This window comes from Burkholderia sp. Bmkn7 (assembly GCF_041103175.1).
Classification (GTDB): domain Bacteria; phylum Pseudomonadota; class Gammaproteobacteria; order Burkholderiales; family Burkholderiaceae; genus Burkholderia; species Burkholderia cepacia.
On sequence record NZ_JBGCUH010000001.1, the window covers coordinates 239,894 to 259,024 of the forward strand.

Below are 19,131 nucleotides of genomic sequence, written 5' to 3' on the forward strand. Positions count from 1 at the left end.
GATCGTCAAATGCGACGTCGCGGCCCATGTGCCACGCCCGCCGCCGCGACGCCTCACGCGATGGGTCAATGCCCCGTCTGCGAGTTCGATGAGTACGCAACCATTCAGGGCAAGCGATATCGCACCGTGCCTGTCGCCGCGGGCGAGCCTGAAGGTTGCCGGATCGAAGCGCGCCGGCGAGGGCTTTTCGTCTTGGTTAGAGAATGTATCCGAGCAGCTACGATGTTCCGATTGCGCGCCTCGTCGCGCGTCAGATTCTGTCCTGCACGCCCGCCACGCCGGTGCGGGAGGTCGCGCGACGCATGTTCATCGAGCGTTGCAGCTCGATCGTCGTGATGGAGGATGAACAGGTCGTCGGGATCTGGACCGAGCGCGATGCACTGACGGCCGGCGACGATCCGCATGGGCTCGATCGGCCGGTCAGCGAGGTAATGAGCCATCCGGTGCTGACGCTCGAGGCCAACACGCCGCTGGGTGAGGCCGCGATGAAGTTCAAGCAGTCGGGCGTCCGGCACTTCGTGGTGGTCCGCGATAGCGCCCCGATCGGCGTGCTGACGCAGACCGACGTCGTCGTGAACCAGGGCCCGGAGTTCTTCCTGCACCTGAAGCCGATCGAATCGATCCGCATCCATCCGCCCGTCGTGGTGTCCGAGCAGGTCGCGCTGCACGACGTCATCGCACGGATGCGCACGCAACGACTCGACGCGATCCTGGTCGGCTACGACGACGGCGAGCACGGCATCCTGACCGAGCGGGACATCGTCCGGCTCCTGGCGGAAGGCGCGTCCGAGGGCGCGGTCGGGGCCTACGCGAGCAAGCCGCTGCAGATGCTGAGCGCAAAGCAGAGCCTGTATACAGCACAGCGCTTCATGACCGAGCACAATATGCGGCACGTCGGCATTCGGGACGAGGCGGGCAGGTTGACCGGGCTGCTCTGTTTCGCGGACGTGCTGCAGAGCATCGAGCATGAATACGCGAACGAGTTGCGCAGCGCCGTGCGCGAGCGCGACGAAGCGCTGGGTCTCGCGCGCTTCAACCTGCGCATGGCGGATCGGGTGTTCGAATCGGCGCTCGAAGGCATCATGGTGACCGATCGGCACGCGAGGATCGAGCGTGTCAACCAGGCCTTCACGCGCCTGACCGGGTACACCGCGGACGAAGTGATCGGGCGCAACCCGGGCCTGCTGAGTTCCGGGCGCCAGACGCCGGATTTCTACAAGCAGCTGTGGCATTCGCTGACGACCGATGGCCACTGGCAAGGCGAAATCTGGAATCGCCGCAAGACCGGCGAGCTGTTTCTGGAATACCTGACGATCACCAGCATTCGCGACAACGACGACGAGATCTCGCACTATGCGGCGATCTTCTCCGACATCACGCAGCGGCGTCAGGCGGAGGAGCGGCTGGGTTATCTCGCCACGCACGACGTGCTCACCGATCTCGCGAACCGGGCGCTGTTCGAGGAGCGGCTCGCGCACGCGATCACTCACGCGAAGCGGCTCGGTCACAAGGTCGCGGTGATGTACCTCGATCTCGACCGCTTCAAGCTGGTCAACGACACGCTCGGCCACAACGCCGGCGACGAGGTGCTGAAGCAGGTCGCGGAGCGCATCGTCGCGTCGGTGCGCGCGAACGACACGGTGGCGCGCATGGGCGGTGACGAATTCGCGCTCGTGCTCGAGGAATTCGACGATGTTCGCGACGTCGGGCGCGTTGCACGCAAGCTGCTGGACGAAGTGGCGCGGGCGATCGATGTCGGCGGTCGCGAGATCTTCGTGACGCCGAGCATCGGCATCAGCATCTATCCGGACGACGGCACCGAGGCGGAACACCTGATCCTGCTCGCGGACCAGGCGATGTACGGCGCGAAAAGTCGCGGCAGGAACGTGTTCCAGTTCTTCGAGAGCAAGATGACGTCGTCGGCGATGGAGCAGCTGGAGACGCTCGGCGAGCTGCACCGCGCGCTCGAGCAGGACGAATTCCGGCTGTTCTACCAGCCGCAATACGATCTGGCGAGCGGCCGGATCGTCGGCGTGGAGGCGCTGCTGCGCTGGCTGCATCCGCGCAAGGGCCTTGTGCCGCCAGGCGACTTCATCGGGCTGGCGGAGCGGTCGGCGCTGATCGTCCCGATCGGCCGGTGGGTGCTTCGCGAAGCCTGCCGGCAGGCGCGCCGCTGGCTCGACGAGGGTTTCGAGTTCGGGCGGGTGTCGGTGAACGTGTCCGCGCGGCAGTGCTTTACCGACCATTTCCTCAGCGACCTGACGACCATCCTCAGCGAAACCGCGCTGCCGGCCGAATGCCTGCAGCTCGAGTTGCTCGAAAGCATGGCGATGAACACCCGCGAGGAAATCGGCATCCTGCTGCGCGAACTGGCGACACGGGGGATCAGCCTGGCGATCGACGATTTCGGTACGGGCTATTCGTCGCTGGTGTACCTGAAGGATCTGCCCGTCGATACGCTGAAGATCGATCGGTCGTTCCTGACGGACTGCGGTTCGGGCAGCACGGATGATGCAATCGTGCGCGCGATCGTTGCGATGGGGCGCGCGCTGGGGCTCGATGTCGTGATGGAGGGCGTCGAGACGGAGAAGCAGCTGGCGTTCCTGCAGGAAATCGGCTGCCACCAGGTGCAGGGGTTTCTGTTCGCGCGACCGCAGCCTGCTGAACAGCTGGCCGGGATCTCGTTGCGTCGCGGTGTTGAATTGCTGACCGAGTGAGGCGGTCGGGTGTCAATATGTCAGCCGCCGAGGCTCCCCGCGATCGCGCTACTGCCGTTTTTGAACGACAGCATGTCCGTCACCTTGCCGGTATAAAAATCGATGATTTCACCGCCATGCGTCAGCAGCCGGTCGCCGAACCAATCTGCTGCCAGTCGCGCGGGCGGCCCACGGTGACGTTGAATGGCATGTTCGACCGCACCGGTATGTGCGTCGATCACCAGATCCTCGCCCCAATTGCAGCGTGCCGTTTCCGGCAAGGGTAAGCACAAATGGCTGCCACTCTCGTTGAACAGGATGTTGGTCGAGCGAATCTCGCCAAATTCGCCAATATCGCGCGACCATACCACCGAGCCATTCCGGTCACAGCATAGCAATTGATTGGTATCGCTCGCGACGAACATGACTGACCCATCGCGCGCAAAGCGCAGGCGCTTGACCTTGCCGCCCGCCGGGAGATTGACCGTGTTGATCTCGCCGCTGCGGCAATTCACGGTCAGCACCGAATTCCTGGTTCGTTTGTCTGGAGCCCACAGGAGTCCGTCGACCGGATCCACGTCGCCGAAACGTGCATCGAAATCACGCGCGACAGGATCGCCAAGCTCGCCGGTGTCCAGATCGATCACCACCGGACGGCCTTTGTCATTGCTCTTGAAGACGCTTACCAGCGCATAGCGCCCGGAAGGATCCAGTCGCGTCCAGAACGACAGAAACTTGTCGGTCTGATGCAGGACGGTGCCATCGGCAACTACGGTCAAGCGGCTGCGGTTGGTATTGCGTGCGATTATCCACGACGCCGATGCCAATGCAAGGCGACGGCCGTCGCGCGATACATCACACACCGTATCGTCCGTCTGCGCGCCGGCGACCGATGTAATCGTTTTCGAATCACGGTCGTATCGCACTAACGCCGGCTCGGGAAGGAAAGCGTCAGTTGGGTCAAAGAACACGAGACCGCGGGGGACATCGATGTACACAAGTAACTCCGGCAAGAATTGCGAAAAAGACGTGTCGATCGCGATTGTTTGGGTTACCACTGACGCCTTGCGTCGGCGGATCATGTCCTGATTATCAACAGACCGGCACGTGGCGTCGAGCGATTGGTCGTGGGCGTCCACGACCTGAGCTGGTTGAATCCGCCACCAGGAAGAGACATTCAACTTCCCGTGAAGCGGACGCTCGCGCCATGTTGCGCTGCGTGTGTTCATGGGTAAATCGACTTAGAATTACGCCTCACACTTCGAAAGAACGCCCGATGGTCACAGTCCGCGCACTCAGCAGCGATTCGGATAACGATTACGCGAATGTATCGCGCGTCTTTATCGAATCCGCATCTTATACTCAACTGGTCGAAGGACGGTCACCCTCCAAAGAAGATGTTGATGATTTCTTTTACGGCAAGCCTGCAGGCAAAGATGGGGGAGATAAATCAGTCTTCGGCTTTTACGTCGGGCCAGACATGGTTGGCTGTGCCGACGTGATTCGCGCATATCCAACGGACGACTGCATCTGGATCGGGCTGCTGTTGTTTTCCGATGCGTACCGGAATCGTGGTTACGGAAAGACTGCGTGGGCGTTGCTCGATGCTATGGCGCGTGAGTGGGGCTTCCGCAGGGCGCAACTCGCGGCCGTTTCAACGAATCCGCGTGCATTCGCATTTTGGCAGCGCGAGGGATTCGAGGAAATCCGACGGACGACCAATCAGAGATTCCTCGGCGAGTTGATCGTCATGGAGCGGCCAATTCCGTAGCTGCGTCGAATGGCTCAAACTGCCGGGGGTTTGATGCAGTACAGGCGGCAATTAGCTGCCGAACAACGACCATTGAGCGAGGGCTGACACGGCCTCGGGTAGCCAAAGTGGAGGCGACCTCGACCGGCTGCTCCTGACCGACTACTGCCCGAAACAGTAGGAAGTAGTCGACCCACAAGCGACAGTCGAAATCGCGGAACCCCGACGTTCGCACCATCGCCTTACTACGTATAACCGGCGATATGGCGCTTGCGACTGTCCCGACCCGCAAGCCGCGTCGGCAGGCACTTCACTACACAAGCCCTTGAGCGGTCATCGCCAACAACAGTCGTTCTGCGCCGATGCCGAAGCCGGCCCCCTCCCGATAGGCGCCGCCACCAACCACCTGTTGTTGTGCGCCGAGTTCGGTACAGCGCATTTCGAAGCCCCGACCGTTCAGGTAGTAGCTGAGGCCTCTGCGGGCCGAATCGTCGATTTCATAGCGAAGGCCGAGTGAATCGAAAAAACCGGTCGCCACCTCCTGGCTGCGTTTGACCGCGGATTCCGGGTTGGGGCACAGATACTCAAATCCTAGTTGGGTGAATTCGCGGTAGCGACCGGCTTGCGGTCGTTCATAGCGGTAGCATCGAGCGATATAAAACAGCATCCGCTCCCGTTGTCGGCCCAGCAACTCGCTGCATCGCTCCTGGAACAGTGCCGTTGCCTCGGGAATCAGGCAGCAAGCGCGCCCCTTCTTGTCGGAAAAGGCCCACATCTGGCCGATGACCTCGCTGCCCCCGGCCTTTTGAATGAATGTATCTTGCGACCACAACGCCGGGACAATCGCCTCCTCTGCCCCAACGTTAATGAAGATAGCTCCGGAAACGAGTTTCCAGAGCGCGAATTTGCGCGGCTTCCTTGCCGACGATGAAGCGTGTTCCGCGAATCATGGTCATGAGCGTTCTCCTCGGGGTAAAAAATAAAAAAGGCGCCGTAGGCGCCTTGGTCGTTTGTACAGGAAGGGGGAGCTGCAATCCCGGATGTCCTGCTATGGACGTAACGAACCACGGCGCATCGAGTGACGGCCGTGATGATGACGAGATTGGTTCGGGACGTTACGGAGTTCCATGCCGGTCATATTGGCACATTGATTTTGATTTGTGAACTGATCTGCGTGGCTGCGAGGCCGCGACGTATGCGTGAACCCCGTCGGTAAACAGTTCTGGCCCATGCGTCGAGCGTTATTCGAGCAGATCGCCATACGCAGGCTTCATCTGGGACTCGAACCCCGTTGACAATGACGAAGCCACACCCGGCACTGGCAGGAATGGACAGGTCACGACGGCGATTGAAGGTCGAAAAGTTCCCGGTTGGTCTGGAGATAGTGGGGCGAGCCACCATCGTCGGAATTGAGCATGCGCCTCAACGGCCTGGAAAAGGCAATGCAAAGGAGCGCAAGTACGAAAAGTTCGCTGCCGTAGATGATGACTGCGTTTGGCGACAAGGTCTTCAGCGCCGCGCCCGACATCCAGATACCCAATGGAGCGGCGGCCGTGCAAAGAAACATCAGGCTCGATTCCATGCCGGCACGATGCCCGGCTGGAATGGCCATGGCCCGTTTCGAATTGACGGTGACGTTGAACATCGTCAATCCGGTACCCAATGCGAAACCGAGCATGCACCAGACGGGGAGCGTGTGCGAGCAACCGAACGCGAAGATGGAGGCGCCGATCATTGCAATGCCGACGATCGAAATGGCGTGATCGGAAACAATGCGTCGTGCCTGCTGGATCAGCAAGGCCGAAGCCGCCAATACGCCCGCACCCAATGACAGTTCGATGCCGGCGACGTTCAGCATCGAGCCTCCCTCCGCGAGAACCTTGGCCGGCAACAGGAAGAAAACGAACGGGACGAACAGCATGTTGGCAAGCAGCGACGCTGTCGCGATCGCCCGCTCGGCGCGAATACCGAGCACCCGCTGCATCCCGCGGCGCAGATCCTGGAAAAACGACGGCGCTTCGCCGGAGCGCGCGTGCACCGATTGCCGCGCGCTGAACGACATGTGGAAGGCGAGCGCCGCTACGACGCCGAAACAACTACTTGCGACACTCACCCATAGCGCGGACTCGCCGCCGAATGCCCCGATCATGAAACCTGCCAGCGTCGGGCCGAACAGGATATTCAGGATGAAACCCGATGCCTTCAGGCGCAGACCTCGACGAACCTCGTCGGCATCCGGCGAAATTTCAGGTATGAGCGGCGTGCTCAGCGGCATGAGGGCCGCCACCGCGACGCTCGAAGTCACGCTTGCGATGACGATGACGACGATAAGCCAGTTCGTGTTGGTGCCGTGAAGCGCAAGTGCGACGACGACGACCGGTATCACCGACGCAAGGGCAAGCAGCGATGCGCCCAGCAAAACCGTACTTTTGCGGACCCGGTCGGCGACGATGCCGGTGAACGGAAGGATCAGCAGGGTCGTCGCCCACGTTGCGACCAGCGTCAGCGTGAGTGCCGACGGGTTCGCGAGACCCTTGAGCAAAAGCCAGGTGGCATAGAACTGCAGGATGCGAGACGAAACCGTCACGGCTGCGTCGGCGCACACATACGTCACGATCAGTTGCCACCGGGTCGAGGGCATCATGCTATTCGTTATTCTGAAACGTGTCGGCGACGGATTTGAAAATGGCTGCCGCATTGAACGTCCGCGCATCCCCGGCAAAACCTTGCAATGAATACCTCGCGGATCCGCTCGGCCGATATGCCGGGATGCAGAGGCAGCGCCAGGCTGGAAACGCAATGGATTCTCGCAGCCGCTCATCGCACTGCTTACTCCAAGCGTGACGGGGTGCCGCGTCTTCCGATCAATGCCGGGCCGGCGATACGCGTATCCGTACATGTCCAGACTCTTTGCGAATCGCGCGAACTGCGGGGCTATGTTTTCAGGTAAACAAAGTCTGGTAAACAAAAAAATATTGGAGCGCGTCACGTAGCGGTTCGCCCATCCCCGGCAGCGCAAGGGGCGTGACAGGGAGCGAATTCGGGATTCTCGTCCACGTCATATCGATGACAGAAATCGTTGTTTGCGGGTACGTCGTGCGGCACGCTAGATTGGCCGAACCGGCGTCGATGCCTGCGCGGCGCAGTCATGCTCAACGTGGATCGACGTGGAAGCCGAAGCCGATAAGCCGCGGCACGCTGTCCCCGCCCAAGCGGGATTGCCCCTGCGTTAAGCATCCCGCCGCACGTTTCCGGTGACCGGGTGGCGTTGCGCACATGGCGCCGCTCGCCGAGAGGCACATCTTTTCGACACGGCATTGACGACGACTTCCTCAAATCCCCGAATTGATCGACGGCATCGCGTCGCGCGGCAGCCCGTCCTGACGGCCATCGGCGTGTCGAAGCGCTTCGGCGCGACGACCGCGCTCGCATCGCTCGACCTGTCGATCGGCGCCGGCGAGGTCGTCGCGCTGATGGGGGCCAACGGCGCGGGCAAATCGACGTTCGTCAAGATCCTGAGCGGCGTGATCCGTCACGACGGCGGCACGCTGACGCTGCGCGGCACGCCTTACCGGCCCGCGTCGCCGCACGCGGCGAAGCAGCTCGGCATCGCGACCGTGCATCAGTCGGTTGCCGACGCAGTGGTGCCGGCGCTGTCGATCGCCGACAACCTGCTGCTCGACCGGCTGTGCGATCCGGCATCGCCGTGGCGCGTGCCGCCGGCCGCCCGGCGCGATGCCGCACGGCCGCTCGCCGAACGCGTCGGGCTCGATGCCGACCTGGCGGCGCCGCTCGCGTCGCTTTCGCTGGCGGACCAGCAGCGCGTGACGCTCGCGCGAGCACTTGCCGGGCAGCCGGGCCTGCTGATCCTCGACGAACCGACCGCGAGCCTGTCGGCGCCGGAGGCCGAGCGCCTGTTCGCGCTGCTCGATACATTGCGTGACGAAGGCGTCGCCGTCCTGCTGGTGTCGCACCGGCTCGGCGACCTGCGCCGTATCGCCGATCGCGTCGCGATCGTGCGCGACGGGCGGATCGTTGCCGATCTCACCGCACCGGCCGATTTCGACGCGGCGGTCGAAACGATGGTCGGGCGGCCGTTGCCGAAGTCGCGTGTGCCGGGCCCGGCGCCGATCGCGCGGCCCGGCGACGGCGGCCTGAGCGTGCGCGGGTTGCGCCTGACGCAGGCCAGCGCGCCGTTCGATCTCGACGTGCGGCGCGGCGAGATCGTCGCGATCGCGGGGCCCGTCGGCGGCGGCAAGTCGCGCCTCGCAAACACGATCTTCGGCGCCGTGCGCGCGGCGCAGGGCGCGATGACGCTCGACGGCAGGCCGTGGCGCCCGCGTTCACCTGCCGACGCGATTTGCGCCGGCGTGTTCCTCGCCGGCGAGGACCGCTGGCGCACGTCGCTGTTTCCCGACAGCGTGCCGTTTGCGTCGATCGCGGGCACCATCAGCTTCCCGTTCCTGTCGCGCTGGTTCGGCGGCGGCGCGGTGCGCGCCGCGCGCGAGCGCACGGCGGCCGCCGCCGCGATCGCGCGCTTCGGGATTCGCTGCACGGGCCCCGACGACCGTCTCGTGCGGCTGTCCGGTGGCAACCAGCAGAAGGTCGTGCTCGCCCGCTGGCACGCGGAACCCGCGCGGCTGCTGCTGCTCGACGAACCGTTCCAGGGCATCGACGCCGGTGCGCGCGCCGATATCGTCGACATGTTGCGGCGCCATGCGCACGAACGCGCGACGCTCGTGTTCGTCAGCGATCTCGAGGAAGCGGTCGAAGTCGCCGATCGAGTCGTCCGGTTCGATCGCGCGACGCTCGATCATTCATTCTCCCACCCGTCGGACTGACCCATAACGATGCTGAAATCCGCCACACCTGCCGTTGCACCCGATGCGCCGTCCACCAGGCCGGCGTTGTCCGCGTCGGCCCGCCTGCGCGCCGGCCTCGAACGCACCGGCATCCTGCTCGTGCTCGCCGCGCTGGTGGTCGTCTTTACCGTCAACGAGCCCGCGTTCCTGAACGTGGACAACCTGTTCAGCATCCTGCAGGCGGTGTCGATCGTCGCGCTGCTCGGGATCGGTGTGACGATCACGCTCGCGGCGGGCGGCTTCGACTTGTCGGTGGGTAGCATCGCCGCATCCGCGCAGATGGCGGCGAGCTACGTGCTGGTGGTCTGGCACGGCAGCGCGCTCGCGGCGGTGGCGGCCTGCGTGGCGCTCGGTGTGGCAGCCGGCCTGTTCAACGGTGTGCTGATCACGCGCTTGCGCGTGCCGGACCAGCTTGCGACGCTCGGCACGCTGTTCCTGCTCGCGGGCCTGCAGTTGATTCCGACCGGCGGGCGTTCGCTCGCGACCGGTTCGGTGCTGCCCGACGGCACGGAAGCGAGCGGCATGTTTCCCGACGCGTTTCTCGCGCTCGGGCGCCTGCGCGTGTTCGACGTGGTGCCGTTGCCGGTTCTGATACTGGCGGCGGTGACGGTGCTGGCTTGCGTCGCGATGGAAGCGACACGCTGGGGCCGCGTGATCTATGCGATCGGCGGCAACGAGACGGCCGCGCGGCTGGCCGGTGCGCCGGCGGCGCGCTACCGGGTCGCGGCGTATGTCGTATCGGGCGCAATCGCGGCATTGGGGGGCGTGCTGATCTCTGCCCGCGTCGGGCGCGGCGACGTCAGCGCCGGGCACTCGCTGCTGCTCGACGCGGTGGCCGCCGCGCTGGTCGGGTACGCGGTGTGGGGCGCGAAACGGCCGAACGTGTTCGGCACCGTGGTCGGGGCCGTGTTCGTCGGGGTGCTGCTCAACGGCCTGACGATGCTCAATGCGCCGTATTACCTGCAGGATTTCGTGAAAGGGGCGCTGCTGGTGCTCGCGCTGGCGTTCACGTTCGGCATCGGCCGGCGCGCGGACGCCCGCGCCTGAGCGCGGCGTAGGGGGCGGGGGCACGGCGTGCGGCGGCTCACGCGGCGCGCACACGCCGCCCCATGAAACTCAGCGCGAGCACCGCGAGGATCAGCGCGCCGGTGGCGACCTGCTGCCAGTAGAAGTTCCAGCCGATCAGCAACAGCCCGTTGGCGACGAGGCTGATCAGCAGCACGCCGAGCAGGGTGCCGGCGACGCCGGGGCGGCGCGTCGGCGACAGCGTCGTGCCGATGAAGGTCGCGCCGATCGCGTTCAGCAGGAAGCCGTTGCCGGCCTGCGGCACATAGGCCTTGACCGTCGACGACAGCAGCAGGCCGACCACGCCGTAGACGAGCGCGCTCGCGACGAACGTCGCCACGACGGTCGCCGCGACCGGTAGCCCCGAATGGCGCGTGACGCCCGGCTGCGCGCCGAACGCGGCGCTGTAACGCCCGAATGCCGAATGCGCGAGCACGACATGCACGGCCGCACCGAGCACGACGACGCACCACAGCGGCACCGGCACGCCCGCGAGCGTACCGTGCGCGAGCGCGCCGAACAGCGGCGGCAGCGCCACGTTCAGCAGGTAGACGGGCTGGCCGCCGCCGGTGGCGAGCTGCTGGACGGTCTGGCCGATGAACAGCGTGCCGAGCGTCGCGAGAAACGGTGCGATCCCGAGGCCGGCGACCAGCGCGCCGTTGAACGTGCCGACCAGCGCCGCCGCACCGAGGCCGCCGAGCAGGGCCGGCAGCACGCCCACCTGGTGCGCGACCAGCTGCACGAACACGAGGCTCGCGACGTCGATCGCGGTGCCCAGCGACAGGTCGACCGCGCCGATCGACAGCGCGAGCGTCATCCCGAGCGCGGCGATCGCAAGCAGCGCGAAGTTGTTCACCAGCACGTCGGCGAGATTGGCGGGCCGCGTGAACCCCGGTGCGAACACGGCGAAGAAGGCGATCACCGCGAGCAGTGCCGCCACGAGCGAGAACCGCTGCAGGCGGCCGATCCGTTCAATCATGGGCATGGTGTTCCGTATGGCGGCGCCGAATCAGCGCGGTCGTTGCGACGACGAACAGGATCAGCGCGCCTTCGACGCCGTTGACCCAGTAGCTCGACACGTTGTCGAGCTGGAAGCCGTTGCCGACGATGCCGACGAACAACGCGGCGAGCAGCGTGCCCGGTATCGTCGGCACGAGCCGCCGCGAGAACACGACGCCGAGCAACGCGACCGCGACGACGGCCAGCAGGTTCTCGCCGGCGCCGGGCGAGCTGCCGCTCAGCAAGGCACTCGACGCCAGCGCGGCCAGCGCGGCGAAGACGCCGCTCAGCACGTAGCTGGCCGCGACATACGCGTTCACGCGCAGCCCGGCCGCGCGGGCGGCATCGCGATGCGCACCGGTCGCGGCGAGCCGCAGGCCGAAGCGGGTTCGGTGCAGCAGCACGCCAGACAGCAGCGCGACGATCAGCAACGCGGGCGCGAGATGCGGTATGCCGAACGGGCCGCTGTCGATCAGAAAGGCGAGCACCGGGCTCGCTGCCGCGACCGACGTGTTCTGCGTCAGCACCAGTTCGAAGCCGGCGCACAGATTCATCGTCGTCAGCGTGGCCAGCAGCGGGACGATGCGCAGCGCGATCACCGCGAACGCATTGAGCGCGCCGACCGCCGCGCCGGTGGCCAGCATCAGCGCAAGCGCCGCGCCGTCGGGCGCCCCGTCGCGGAGCGCGACGGCCTGAACGGCTGCGCAGAGGCCCATGTTCGCCGCGACCGACAGGTCGAGACCGCCGCGGATCGGATCGGGGCCGCCGCCGATCAGCACGGCCGTCAACCCGAACCCGAGGATGCCGACCACGGCCGACTGCTGCAGCACGTTCGCGAGGTTTGCGACGGTCAGAAAGAGCGGCGAGCTCGCGGCAAACACCGCACACACGACGGCGAACGCGAGTGCCGCGCCCCAGCGCAGCCAGAATTGCGCGCCGAACGTGCCCGGCAGCCGCGCGAACGCCGCTCCGGGCGGCGCACGATCGAGAATCCGGTTCATGCAGCCACCTCCTGGCGCGGCGTGTGGCCGCGTGCGCCGGTCGCCCACGCGAGCAGATCGTGGCGTGTGGCGTCGCGGGTCGCGACGTCACGCACGATCCGGCCGCGTGCCATCACGAGCACGCGATCGGTGACGTCCAGCAGCTCGATCAGGTCGCTCGAGAACAACAGGATCGCCGCGCCGTCGCGTGCGAGGCGATCGAGCAGCCGGTAGATTTCCGCTTTGGCGCCGATATCGACGCCCACCGTCGGCTCGTCGAACAGATACACCGGCGACGTGCGCTCTGCGCCACGGCTCAGCCATTTCGCGAGCGCGACTTTCTGCTGGTTGCCGCCGGACAGCTGGCGCACCGGCGCGTCTGGGCCGGGCGCCCGCACGTCGAGCGCGGCGATCAGCCGTTGCACAGCGTCGTCCTCGCGGCGCCGCGCGACCAGACCGAATCGGGTGAAGCGCGCAAGGCTCGCGAGCGTGATGTTCTCGCGCACGGACAGGCTCGGTGCGATGCCGTGCGAGCGGCGGTCTTCCGGTACGAACGCGATGCCGCGACGCACCGCGTCGCGCGGGCTGCGCAGCCGTGTCACGCGGCCGTCGAGCGTCACCGTGCCGCGCACGCCGCGTTCGAGTCCGAACAGGCTGCGCACGACCTGTTTTCCGCCGGAACCGAGCAGCCCCGTGACACCGACGATCTCGCCGCGCCGAACCTCGAACGACACGTCGTCGAACCGGCCGGGCGCCGCGAGGCCGGCGACCCGCAGCGCGGACGGGCCGGGCACGCGCGCCGGCGCTTGCGATCGTGCGGCGATCCCGGTGCCGATCATCGCCGCGACGAGCGCCTCGGTCGGCGTGGTCCGTGCGTCGACGTGCGCGACGTCGGTGCCGTCGCGCAGCACGGTGACGCGATCGCAGATCGCCGCGATCTCGTTCAGGTAGTGCGACACGTAGAGGATCGTCAGCCCGCGGCGCCGCAGCCGGTCGAGTGTCTGCAGCAGGCGGTCGACCTCGCTGCTGACGAGCGCGGCGGTCGGTTCGTCGAGCACGAGGATGCGCGGGTCGCGCATCAGCGCGCGCGTGATCTGCACGATCTGCCGCTCGGCGACGCTCAACTCGGCAATCAGGCGGTTCGGCGGCAGGTCGAGGCCGAAATGCGCGTGCAGTGCGTCGCTGGCATCGCGTCGCATCCGGCGTGCCGCCAGCAGCCCGAGCGGCCCCGCGCCATAGGCCGGTTCGTTGCCGAACTGCAGCGCCTCGGCGACCGTGAACGTCGCCGGCAGCAGACGCTCCTGGTGAATGAACGCGATGCCTTCCGGCGGCGCGCGGTGTGCGAGCGCCTGTGTCGCACCGTCGATCGCGATCGTACCGGCATCGGCCGTGTCGATGCCGGCGAGAATCCGGATCAGCGTCGACTTGCCGGCGCCGTTCTGCCCGATCAGCCCGTGCACGGTGCCGCGCGCGACGTCGAGCGACGCGCCGCGCAGCGCCGGCACGCCGTCGAAGTGTTTGACGATCCCGCGCAGCGCCAGCGCGGGCGGGCGCGTGTCGGCGCTCATTTCGGGGCGGCGGCCTGCCCGAGCGTCTGCTGGGCCGAGCCGGCGTTGTCCTTCGTGACGAGCAGCGACGGGACGTACGTATAGGGCGGTAGCGTGCGCTCGCCGGCCAGGTAGCGCGCGACGTTGTCGACCGCGGTCTTGCCGATCAGCGCGGGTTGTTGCGCGACCACGGCCGCCGCGCTCGATTTCGGGTCTTTCACGAGCGCGACGACATCGGGGCTGCCGTCCACCGCGTAGGTCCTGATCTCGCTGCGGCGCGCGGCGTCGACGGCCTGCGTCGCGCCGACTTGCGGCACGTCCCACGCGGCCCAGATCGCGGAGATCTGCCCCTTCGGGTATTTCGCGAGCAGCTGGCTGACCTGCGCGTACGCGCTCTGCACGGTGTTCGGAATCACGTCGCGCAACTCGGGCTGCAGGATCTTCACCTTCGGGTAGTACTTGAGCACCGCCTTCAACTGGTCATAGCGGATCGCGCACACCGGCACGCCGTAGAAGCCGTTGAACACGAGAATGTTGCCTTCGCCGTGGATGTCGTTGACGAGCTTCAGCGCGAGTTGTTCGCCGATGAAGAAGTTGTCCGAGGTCGTGACGTTGAGGCTCGACGGCGAGGCCGTGTCGATCGTGAACAGCGGAATGCCGGCCTGCCGGATCTTTTGCAGCCATGGTTCGAGCACGCTCGCCGTGCCGAGCTGCTCGATGATCGCATCGGGCTTCTGCGCGATCAGCGTCTGGATCTGCGCGATCTGGCGGTTGTCGTTGCGACCGGCGTCGAGTGCGATCGGCGTCCCGCCGAGCCGCTTCACTTCGTCGATCGCACCCTGGTATGCCTTCAGGTCCCAGTAATGATCGGTGCCGATCGCCGTGATGCCGATGCGCTTGCCTTTCAGCGACGGCACGGCGGCGTTACCTGTCGCCGCATCGCCTTGCGCGCGGGCAGGGGAGAGCGCGGCGACGGCGGCGAGCGTCAGCAGGGCGGCGGCAACGGTGCGACGGGTTCGGGCGGGACGGGTCATGGCGTCGATGGGCGCTGAAAAAAAGAGGAGGCTGAACTTTGCGACTCTAATGACAACGCGCCCGCACGCTAACCATCGATTCCTGCTACGCATATCACGCGCGCGCTCGAATGCTTGTGCCGGGTGCGGCGCGGTCGGCTTCAACGATTTGCCATCCGAAGGAATATCGATTGCCGAATCGCTCGGTTTGAACCGGTTCGCCGCGCTGATAGATTTTCCGGATACCGACACCAGCCAAGGAAGATCCGCATGCGATTCCCGTTTCGCCGTTCGTCCCGCCCCGTCCGGATGATCCGCGCGCTCGCGCTCCTGTCCGTTGCCGCGTTGACCGTGCCCGTATCGCATGCCGGCCCGCTCAAAGGCGCACCCGCGCCGTTCGACAAGGGCGGAGTGAAGGTCGCGCTCGTCAACTACCTGTCGACCGGCGATTTCTTCCAGGCATACGAGGCCGGCGCGCAGAAGCAGGCGAAGGCGCTCGGTATCGACCTGCGCATCTACGAAGGTCGCCAGGACGCAACCGAGCAGCGCGAGCAGATCCAGCAGGCGATCAGCGTCGGCGTGTCGGCGATCATCGTCAACCACGGGCTCCCCGAATCGCTGAAGGACGTCGTGCAGCGCGCGCTGGACAAGGGCATCAAGGTCGTCGCGTTCGATGTCGACCTCGGTAACCCGAAGGTGCCGCAGATCGAGCAGAGCGATCGCGACCTTGCGAACCTGCTGCTCGACCAGGCGGTGAAAGACAACGGCGATGCGTTCTCGGCCGGCTACGTGTATGTCGCCGGGTTCGCACCGCTTGACCGGCGCGACGCCGCGTGGCGGGACTTCAAGCGCGCGCATCCGAAGGTGCGCGAGCAGGCGCGCTGGGGCACCGTCGACAATCCGATCGCGCAATCGGTCGCGAACCAGGCCGCGGCCGCCTATCGCGCGCATCCCGACATCCGCGTGGTGTTCGCGCCTTACGACGAATTCGCGCGCGGGGCGAAGCTCGCGGCCGACGAGGCGAAGCTGGCGTCGAAGTTGCGCATCTATAGCGCCGACATTTCGACCGCCGATATCGAAGCGATCCGCGCCCCCGGCAGCGCATGGGTCGCGACGGCCGCCACGAATCCCGCAGTCGTCGGCGCGGTGTCGGTGCGGGCCGCCGCGCTGCTCGTCGCGGGGCAGGATCCGGGCCGGCGGATCGTCGTCAAGCCGGCGCTGATCACGCGCGATGATCTCGTGAAGAACGACATCCGCACGATCGCGGAGCTCGGCGCGAAGTTTCCCGCGTTCCGCGCAAGCGAAGCGGCGACGGCCTCGTGGATTCCGGCGACGGATTAACGCGCGGTCGCTTTTGCCTACGGTACGTGACCGTACGTAGCACTGGCGGGCTTCGATGCTCGGGCGCCTTTACGGGCAGACGCGGACCCGCCGTTGCCTTTGCATGGCTGATGCAGGTGATGCTGACGATCTCCGCGAACGAAGCCGGCAGCCCGGACGGCAGATACGCGGGCGAATGAACGCGATCGACGGGGAGGCCGATCACACGCGCCGTCGTGGACGATCGTGCAAACGTCTTCAATCTGACGGATCTCCCACATCCGATGCGAGCCGAACAGCACGGCAAGTTCAGTGTCGGCGATCAGCCTGCTAATGGCTGCGTTTATCAAAACCTGACTCGCGTGACCGACCCAATGGCTTGAACGACCGGCTAAACCCGACGATTTGCGTAACGTGACAGTTGCCGCCAGGAACGGCCGCATCCCGACGGGAAGCGGCCGTTTGCTTTGGATGGGCCAATAGCCGCTTGTGGCTGGAAAACGACTGCTCGCCGGCCGTTGGCTCAGGCCTCCGCTTGTTCCGCCATCTCAAGCGCATCGTCAACGTCGATGCCGAGGTATCGGCCAGTGCTCTCAAGCCTTGCATGCCCGGGCAGAAGTTGAACGGCCCGCAGGTTCTTCGTTCGCCGATAGATCGGAGAGACCCCTTTCCGCCGCATGGTGTGCGTACCATACGCCGTGTCGTCCAGGCTGAGGGACGCGATCCAGCGATGAACCAGCCGAGCGTATTGTCGGCATCGAAAGATGCGGCGAAGCGTGCAGCCGGCTCGAAAACAGAATCAATTTTCGCTGCCTGTTTCGCTCTTCTTTCGTTTTGACGGTCAGGGAAAGCAACTCGAACGGGGCATTCGGATTCGGTAGCGTTGCGACCTTCGGATGTCAAGTGCGCAACGTTTCCAGAGCGTAACGTGTTTTCGTGTAGCGGTAAAAACGCATCGGCGGTTGGCAAGGTCAAGGATTCCGACACGATCGCGAACCAGACTCGCCGTCCGCTCAACGCGATGTCTCCCGACAGCGGCCATTGAGAAAAAGACGATGATCGTCTCTTGTTGGCCGATCAGGGAAATAGGCACCCCCATCGTCTTCATCCAACGAAACGAGCCGGTTCCAATCGCATCCATTGGGCTACAGTGAACCTTTCCCGCCACCGTCAACTCTGGCGCCCATCCAATACCGCCGACGAGGCCAACCCATGCAACTTCAAACCGGCAACCTGTTCACCGCCGATGGCCGGCGCGATGAGGGCGAAAAAATCGACCTCCTCGTCACGGGCCAGCGTCTGAACGTCGAGCGAATCGTATCGATGGGCCACACGAGCCCGGACGGTTTCTGGTATGACGACGCACGCGCCGAATGGGTCGTGCTGCTGTCGGGGGCAGCGGTGCTCGAATTCGAGGAAGGCCCGACGCGCCATGAAATGCATCCCGGCGACTACGTGCTGATCGAGCCGCATTGCCGCCATCGCGTTGCGTGGACGCACGAAGAAACGCAAACCATCTGGCTTGCGATCTATTACGAACGTTGAATCAGGAAATAGTGCGAGGGCGGGGCCGAATGCAATCCGGCGCGCAGCATGCCGCCGCGCGCCGAATGAGACAAAGCCTCATCAACCCGGCACGGTCGTTGAATACCGCCGGTATCGATGCCCAAATAGCAGGACGGCGCGCAAAACCGCGCGCCGGTACGCGTCGAGAATCCTATTCCTGGATCAGGAATCGATTGCGATTCTTCGCGTCCTTGATCCATGCGGGCGCGCGACCGCGGCCCGACCAGGTTGCCCCGGTCTTCGGGTCGCGATACTTTGCCTGCACGGGGGCGGCCGCTTGCTTGGCCGGTCGGCCGCGACGGTTACCGAAAATGTCCTTCTCGGTAATGCCGAATTCCGCAACCTTGGTGCGGATGTCGTCGACGATCGCCTGGAATTCCGCGGCACGTGCAGCTTCGGCTTTCTCGGCCAAAGCTTCCATCTGGGCTTTCAGTTCCTTGTACGTTGCCATGTATCGCTCTTCAGGTTTGAGTACTCACATGATAGCGGTTTCAACGGAAAATTTTGAGGAAAATTCGCCGACTACGTGTTTTGTCGTCAATATGGCGATGCAGGACTGCTTCGAACACCTGAGAAGTGTGTCGTATCGACGAACACGTAGAGGATTACCCGGGCATCTTTAACGGCACCAGCATGTCAAGTTGACCGATCGCACGGGTTTTCTTCTTCAAGACAGACAACCGGGATTTAACGACTCTTTACATTTTTATGAAGTATCGGGGAATTCACTGATGAACAGAGACGAGAAGCTGATTCAGATTGCCGCCGAATTCGGCTTCAATCCGGACGAGGAAATCAGGATTGGTGGAAAGTACACACCCATTCTGGTCGACGGGAATACGGCCTATATTGCCGGCCAGATTCCACGGATCGGCGAAGTGGTGCATTTCGTTGGCGTAGTGGGGGAGTCCGTTTCGCTCGATGAAGGTCGCCGGGCTGCCGGCGTATCGGCACTGCGTGCGCTCTCGCTGATCAGAAAGCGCTGCGGCACGCTTGACGTAATAGCGACGGTGCCGCGCATGACCGTGTATGTGCGAAGTGCACCCGGCTTCACGATGCAAAGCGAAGTTGCCGACGGCGCATCCGATGTTTTGTATGCAGTGCTTGGCGACGCCGGTGTTCATACGCGTACGTCGGTCGGCGTGCTGCAATTGCCCAAAGGCGCATCGGTGGAAGCGGATTTCATTTTCGGGTTGAAGCAGGGCAATGCCGGTATCTGATTCCGACGGGCTGTATCGCTCAGGTAGGTCGTTTCGCGAAACATCCGGATATTCGCGCGTGACATGCGAGTCACTACCGACAAGCGCTTGCAATACCTAAAAAACACCCGCCG

The 19,131-nt window shown here is 64.8% G+C and carries 15 protein-coding genes and 1 pseudogene; 7 read left to right on the forward strand and 9 right to left on the reverse strand.

Features of this window, described 5'->3' with window-relative positions:
- Positions 1–203: 203 nt before the first annotated feature.
- Positions 204–2,717 carry an EAL domain-containing protein gene (locus AB3K92_RS01070; protein WP_301853920.1) on the forward strand — a complete coding sequence of 838 codons (2,514 nt, stop codon included), beginning with the start codon at positions 204–206 and terminating at the stop codon, positions 2,715–2,717.
- A 20-nt stretch (positions 2,718–2,737) separates the two neighbouring features.
- Here the strand turns inward: AB3K92_RS01070 and AB3K92_RS01075 are convergent, their stop codons facing one another.
- Positions 2,738–3,925, reverse strand: a complete 1,188-nt coding sequence (locus tag AB3K92_RS01075) for a YncE family protein (RefSeq protein ID WP_369464358.1) — start codon at positions 3,923–3,925, stop codon at positions 2,738–2,740.
- 47 nt (positions 3,926–3,972) lie between these two features.
- On the opposite strand from AB3K92_RS01075, the gene AB3K92_RS01080 reads away from it, so the two are divergent.
- Complete coding sequence (locus AB3K92_RS01080; RefSeq protein WP_196788163.1) at positions 3,973–4,467, forward strand: N-acetyltransferase; 495 nt, start codon at positions 3,973–3,975, stop codon at positions 4,465–4,467.
- Between the two features lie 292 nt (positions 4,468–4,759).
- Here AB3K92_RS01080 and AB3K92_RS01085 read toward each other — a convergent pair whose 3' ends face one another.
- Together AB3K92_RS01085 and AB3K92_RS01090 are read right to left on the reverse strand one after the other, a co-directional pair.
- Entirely contained in the window at positions 4,760–5,320 is a 561-nt protein-coding gene (locus AB3K92_RS01085; RefSeq protein WP_060130375.1) for an ATP phosphoribosyltransferase regulatory subunit, read from the reverse strand.
- Positions 5,321–5,782: 462 nt separating this feature from the next.
- Complete coding sequence (locus AB3K92_RS01090; RefSeq protein ID WP_301853924.1) at positions 5,783–7,090, reverse strand: MFS transporter; 1,308 nt, start codon at positions 7,088–7,090, stop codon at positions 5,783–5,785.
- 673 nt (positions 7,091–7,763) lie between these two features.
- Between AB3K92_RS01090 and AB3K92_RS01095 the strand changes: the two genes are divergently transcribed.
- Positions 7,764–9,287 carry a sugar ABC transporter ATP-binding protein gene (locus tag AB3K92_RS01095; protein ID WP_369464359.1) on the forward strand — a complete coding sequence of 508 codons (1,524 nt, stop codon included), beginning with the start codon at positions 7,764–7,766 and terminating at the stop codon, positions 9,285–9,287.
- A gap of 9 nt (positions 9,288–9,296) precedes the next feature.
- A complete protein-coding gene (locus tag AB3K92_RS01100; RefSeq protein ID WP_021160262.1) occupies positions 9,297–10,355 on the forward strand; it encodes an ABC transporter permease in 1,059 nt (352 codons plus the stop codon).
- A 37-nt stretch (positions 10,356–10,392) separates the two neighbouring features.
- Here AB3K92_RS01100 and AB3K92_RS01105 read toward each other — a convergent pair whose 3' ends face one another.
- The 4 genes from AB3K92_RS01105 to AB3K92_RS01120 are packed head-to-tail and all read right to left on the reverse strand — an operon-like array spanning position 10,393 to position 14,933.
- The gene (locus AB3K92_RS01105) at positions 10,393–11,352 is read right to left on the reverse strand and encodes an ABC transporter permease (RefSeq protein ID WP_369464628.1); all 960 of its coding nucleotides are present in this window, start codon (positions 11,350–11,352) and stop codon (positions 10,393–10,395) included.
- Entirely contained in the window at positions 11,345–12,373 is a 1,029-nt protein-coding gene (locus AB3K92_RS01110; RefSeq protein WP_301853927.1) for an ABC transporter permease, read from the reverse strand. Before AB3K92_RS01110 ends, AB3K92_RS01105 begins: the two co-directional genes overlap by 8 nt.
- Entirely contained in the window at positions 12,370–13,920 is a 1,551-nt protein-coding gene (locus tag AB3K92_RS01115) for a sugar ABC transporter ATP-binding protein (RefSeq protein WP_124842647.1), read from the reverse strand. Before AB3K92_RS01115 ends, AB3K92_RS01110 begins: the two co-directional genes overlap by 4 nt.
- The gene (locus AB3K92_RS01120; RefSeq protein WP_301853929.1) at positions 13,917–14,933 is read right to left on the reverse strand and encodes a sugar ABC transporter substrate-binding protein; all 1,017 of its coding nucleotides are present in this window, start codon (positions 14,931–14,933) and stop codon (positions 13,917–13,919) included. The genes AB3K92_RS01115 and AB3K92_RS01120 overlap by 4 nt, the downstream gene beginning before the upstream one ends.
- 288 nt (positions 14,934–15,221) lie before the next feature.
- On the opposite strand from AB3K92_RS01120, the gene AB3K92_RS01125 reads away from it, so the two are divergent.
- Complete coding sequence (locus AB3K92_RS01125; protein ID WP_230980567.1) at positions 15,222–16,253, forward strand: substrate-binding domain-containing protein; 1,032 nt, start codon at positions 15,222–15,224, stop codon at positions 16,251–16,253.
- Positions 16,254–16,755: 502 nt separating this feature from the next.
- Here AB3K92_RS01125 and AB3K92_RS01130 read toward each other — a convergent pair.
- Positions 16,756–17,029 (reverse strand): annotated as a pseudogene (locus tag AB3K92_RS01130) (integrase); the annotation flags it as partial.
- Positions 17,030–17,444: 415 nt separating this feature from the next.
- Here AB3K92_RS01130 and AB3K92_RS01135 point away from each other — a divergent pair.
- Positions 17,445–17,777 carry a cupin domain-containing protein gene (locus AB3K92_RS01135; protein ID WP_301853930.1) on the forward strand — a complete coding sequence of 111 codons (333 nt, stop codon included), beginning with the start codon at positions 17,445–17,447 and terminating at the stop codon, positions 17,775–17,777.
- 172 nt (positions 17,778–17,949) lie between these two features.
- Here the strand turns inward: AB3K92_RS01135 and AB3K92_RS01140 are convergent, their stop codons facing one another.
- Entirely contained in the window at positions 17,950–18,249 is a 300-nt protein-coding gene (locus AB3K92_RS01140) for an H-NS family nucleoid-associated regulatory protein (RefSeq protein WP_021160271.1), read from the reverse strand.
- Positions 18,250–18,529: 280 nt separating this feature from the next.
- Here AB3K92_RS01140 and AB3K92_RS01145 point away from each other — a divergent pair, with 280 nt between their 5' ends.
- Complete coding sequence (locus AB3K92_RS01145; RefSeq protein ID WP_059590732.1) at positions 18,530–19,018, forward strand: RidA family protein; 489 nt, start codon at positions 18,530–18,532, stop codon at positions 19,016–19,018.
- Positions 19,019–19,131: the final 113 nt, after the last annotated feature.

What these genes read in the sequence shown, in the direction of transcription:
- AB3K92_RS01090 (WP_301853924.1), bottom strand. Translation starts at nt 7,090, where the DNA reads ATGATGCCCTCGACCCGGTGGCAACTGATCGTGACGTATGTGTGCGCC.
- AB3K92_RS01135 (WP_301853930.1), top strand. Translation starts at nt 17,445, where the DNA reads ATGCAACTTCAAACCGGCAACCTGTTCACCGCCGATGGCCGGCGCGAT.
- AB3K92_RS01110 (WP_301853927.1), bottom strand. Translation starts at nt 12,373, where the DNA reads ATGAACCGGATTCTCGATCGTGCGCCGCCCGGAGCGGCGTTCGCGCGG.
- AB3K92_RS01070 (WP_301853920.1), top strand. Translation starts at nt 204, where the DNA reads ATGTATCCGAGCAGCTACGATGTTCCGATTGCGCGCCTCGTCGCGCGT.
- AB3K92_RS01115 (WP_124842647.1), bottom strand. Translation starts at nt 13,920, where the DNA reads ATGAGCGCCGACACGCGCCCGCCCGCGCTGGCGCTGCGCGGGATCGTC.
- AB3K92_RS01125 (WP_230980567.1), top strand. Translation starts at nt 15,222, where the DNA reads ATGATCCGCGCGCTCGCGCTCCTGTCCGTTGCCGCGTTGACCGTGCCC.
- AB3K92_RS01075 (WP_369464358.1), bottom strand. Translation starts at nt 3,925, where the DNA reads ATGAACACACGCAGCGCAACATGGCGCGAGCGTCCGCTTCACGGGAAG.
- AB3K92_RS01105 (WP_369464628.1), bottom strand. Translation starts at nt 11,352, where the DNA reads ATGATTGAACGGATCGGCCGCCTGCAGCGGTTCTCGCTCGTGGCGGCA.
- AB3K92_RS01145 (WP_059590732.1), top strand. Translation starts at nt 18,530, where the DNA reads ATGAACAGAGACGAGAAGCTGATTCAGATTGCCGCCGAATTCGGCTTC.
- AB3K92_RS01140 (WP_021160271.1), bottom strand. Translation starts at nt 18,249, where the DNA reads ATGGCAACGTACAAGGAACTGAAAGCCCAGATGGAAGCTTTGGCCGAG.
- AB3K92_RS01120 (WP_301853929.1), bottom strand. Translation starts at nt 14,933, where the DNA reads ATGACCCGTCCCGCCCGAACCCGTCGCACCGTTGCCGCCGCCCTGCTG.
- AB3K92_RS01080 (WP_196788163.1), top strand. Translation starts at nt 3,973, where the DNA reads ATGGTCACAGTCCGCGCACTCAGCAGCGATTCGGATAACGATTACGCG.
- AB3K92_RS01100 (WP_021160262.1), top strand. Translation starts at nt 9,297, where the DNA reads ATGCTGAAATCCGCCACACCTGCCGTTGCACCCGATGCGCCGTCCACC.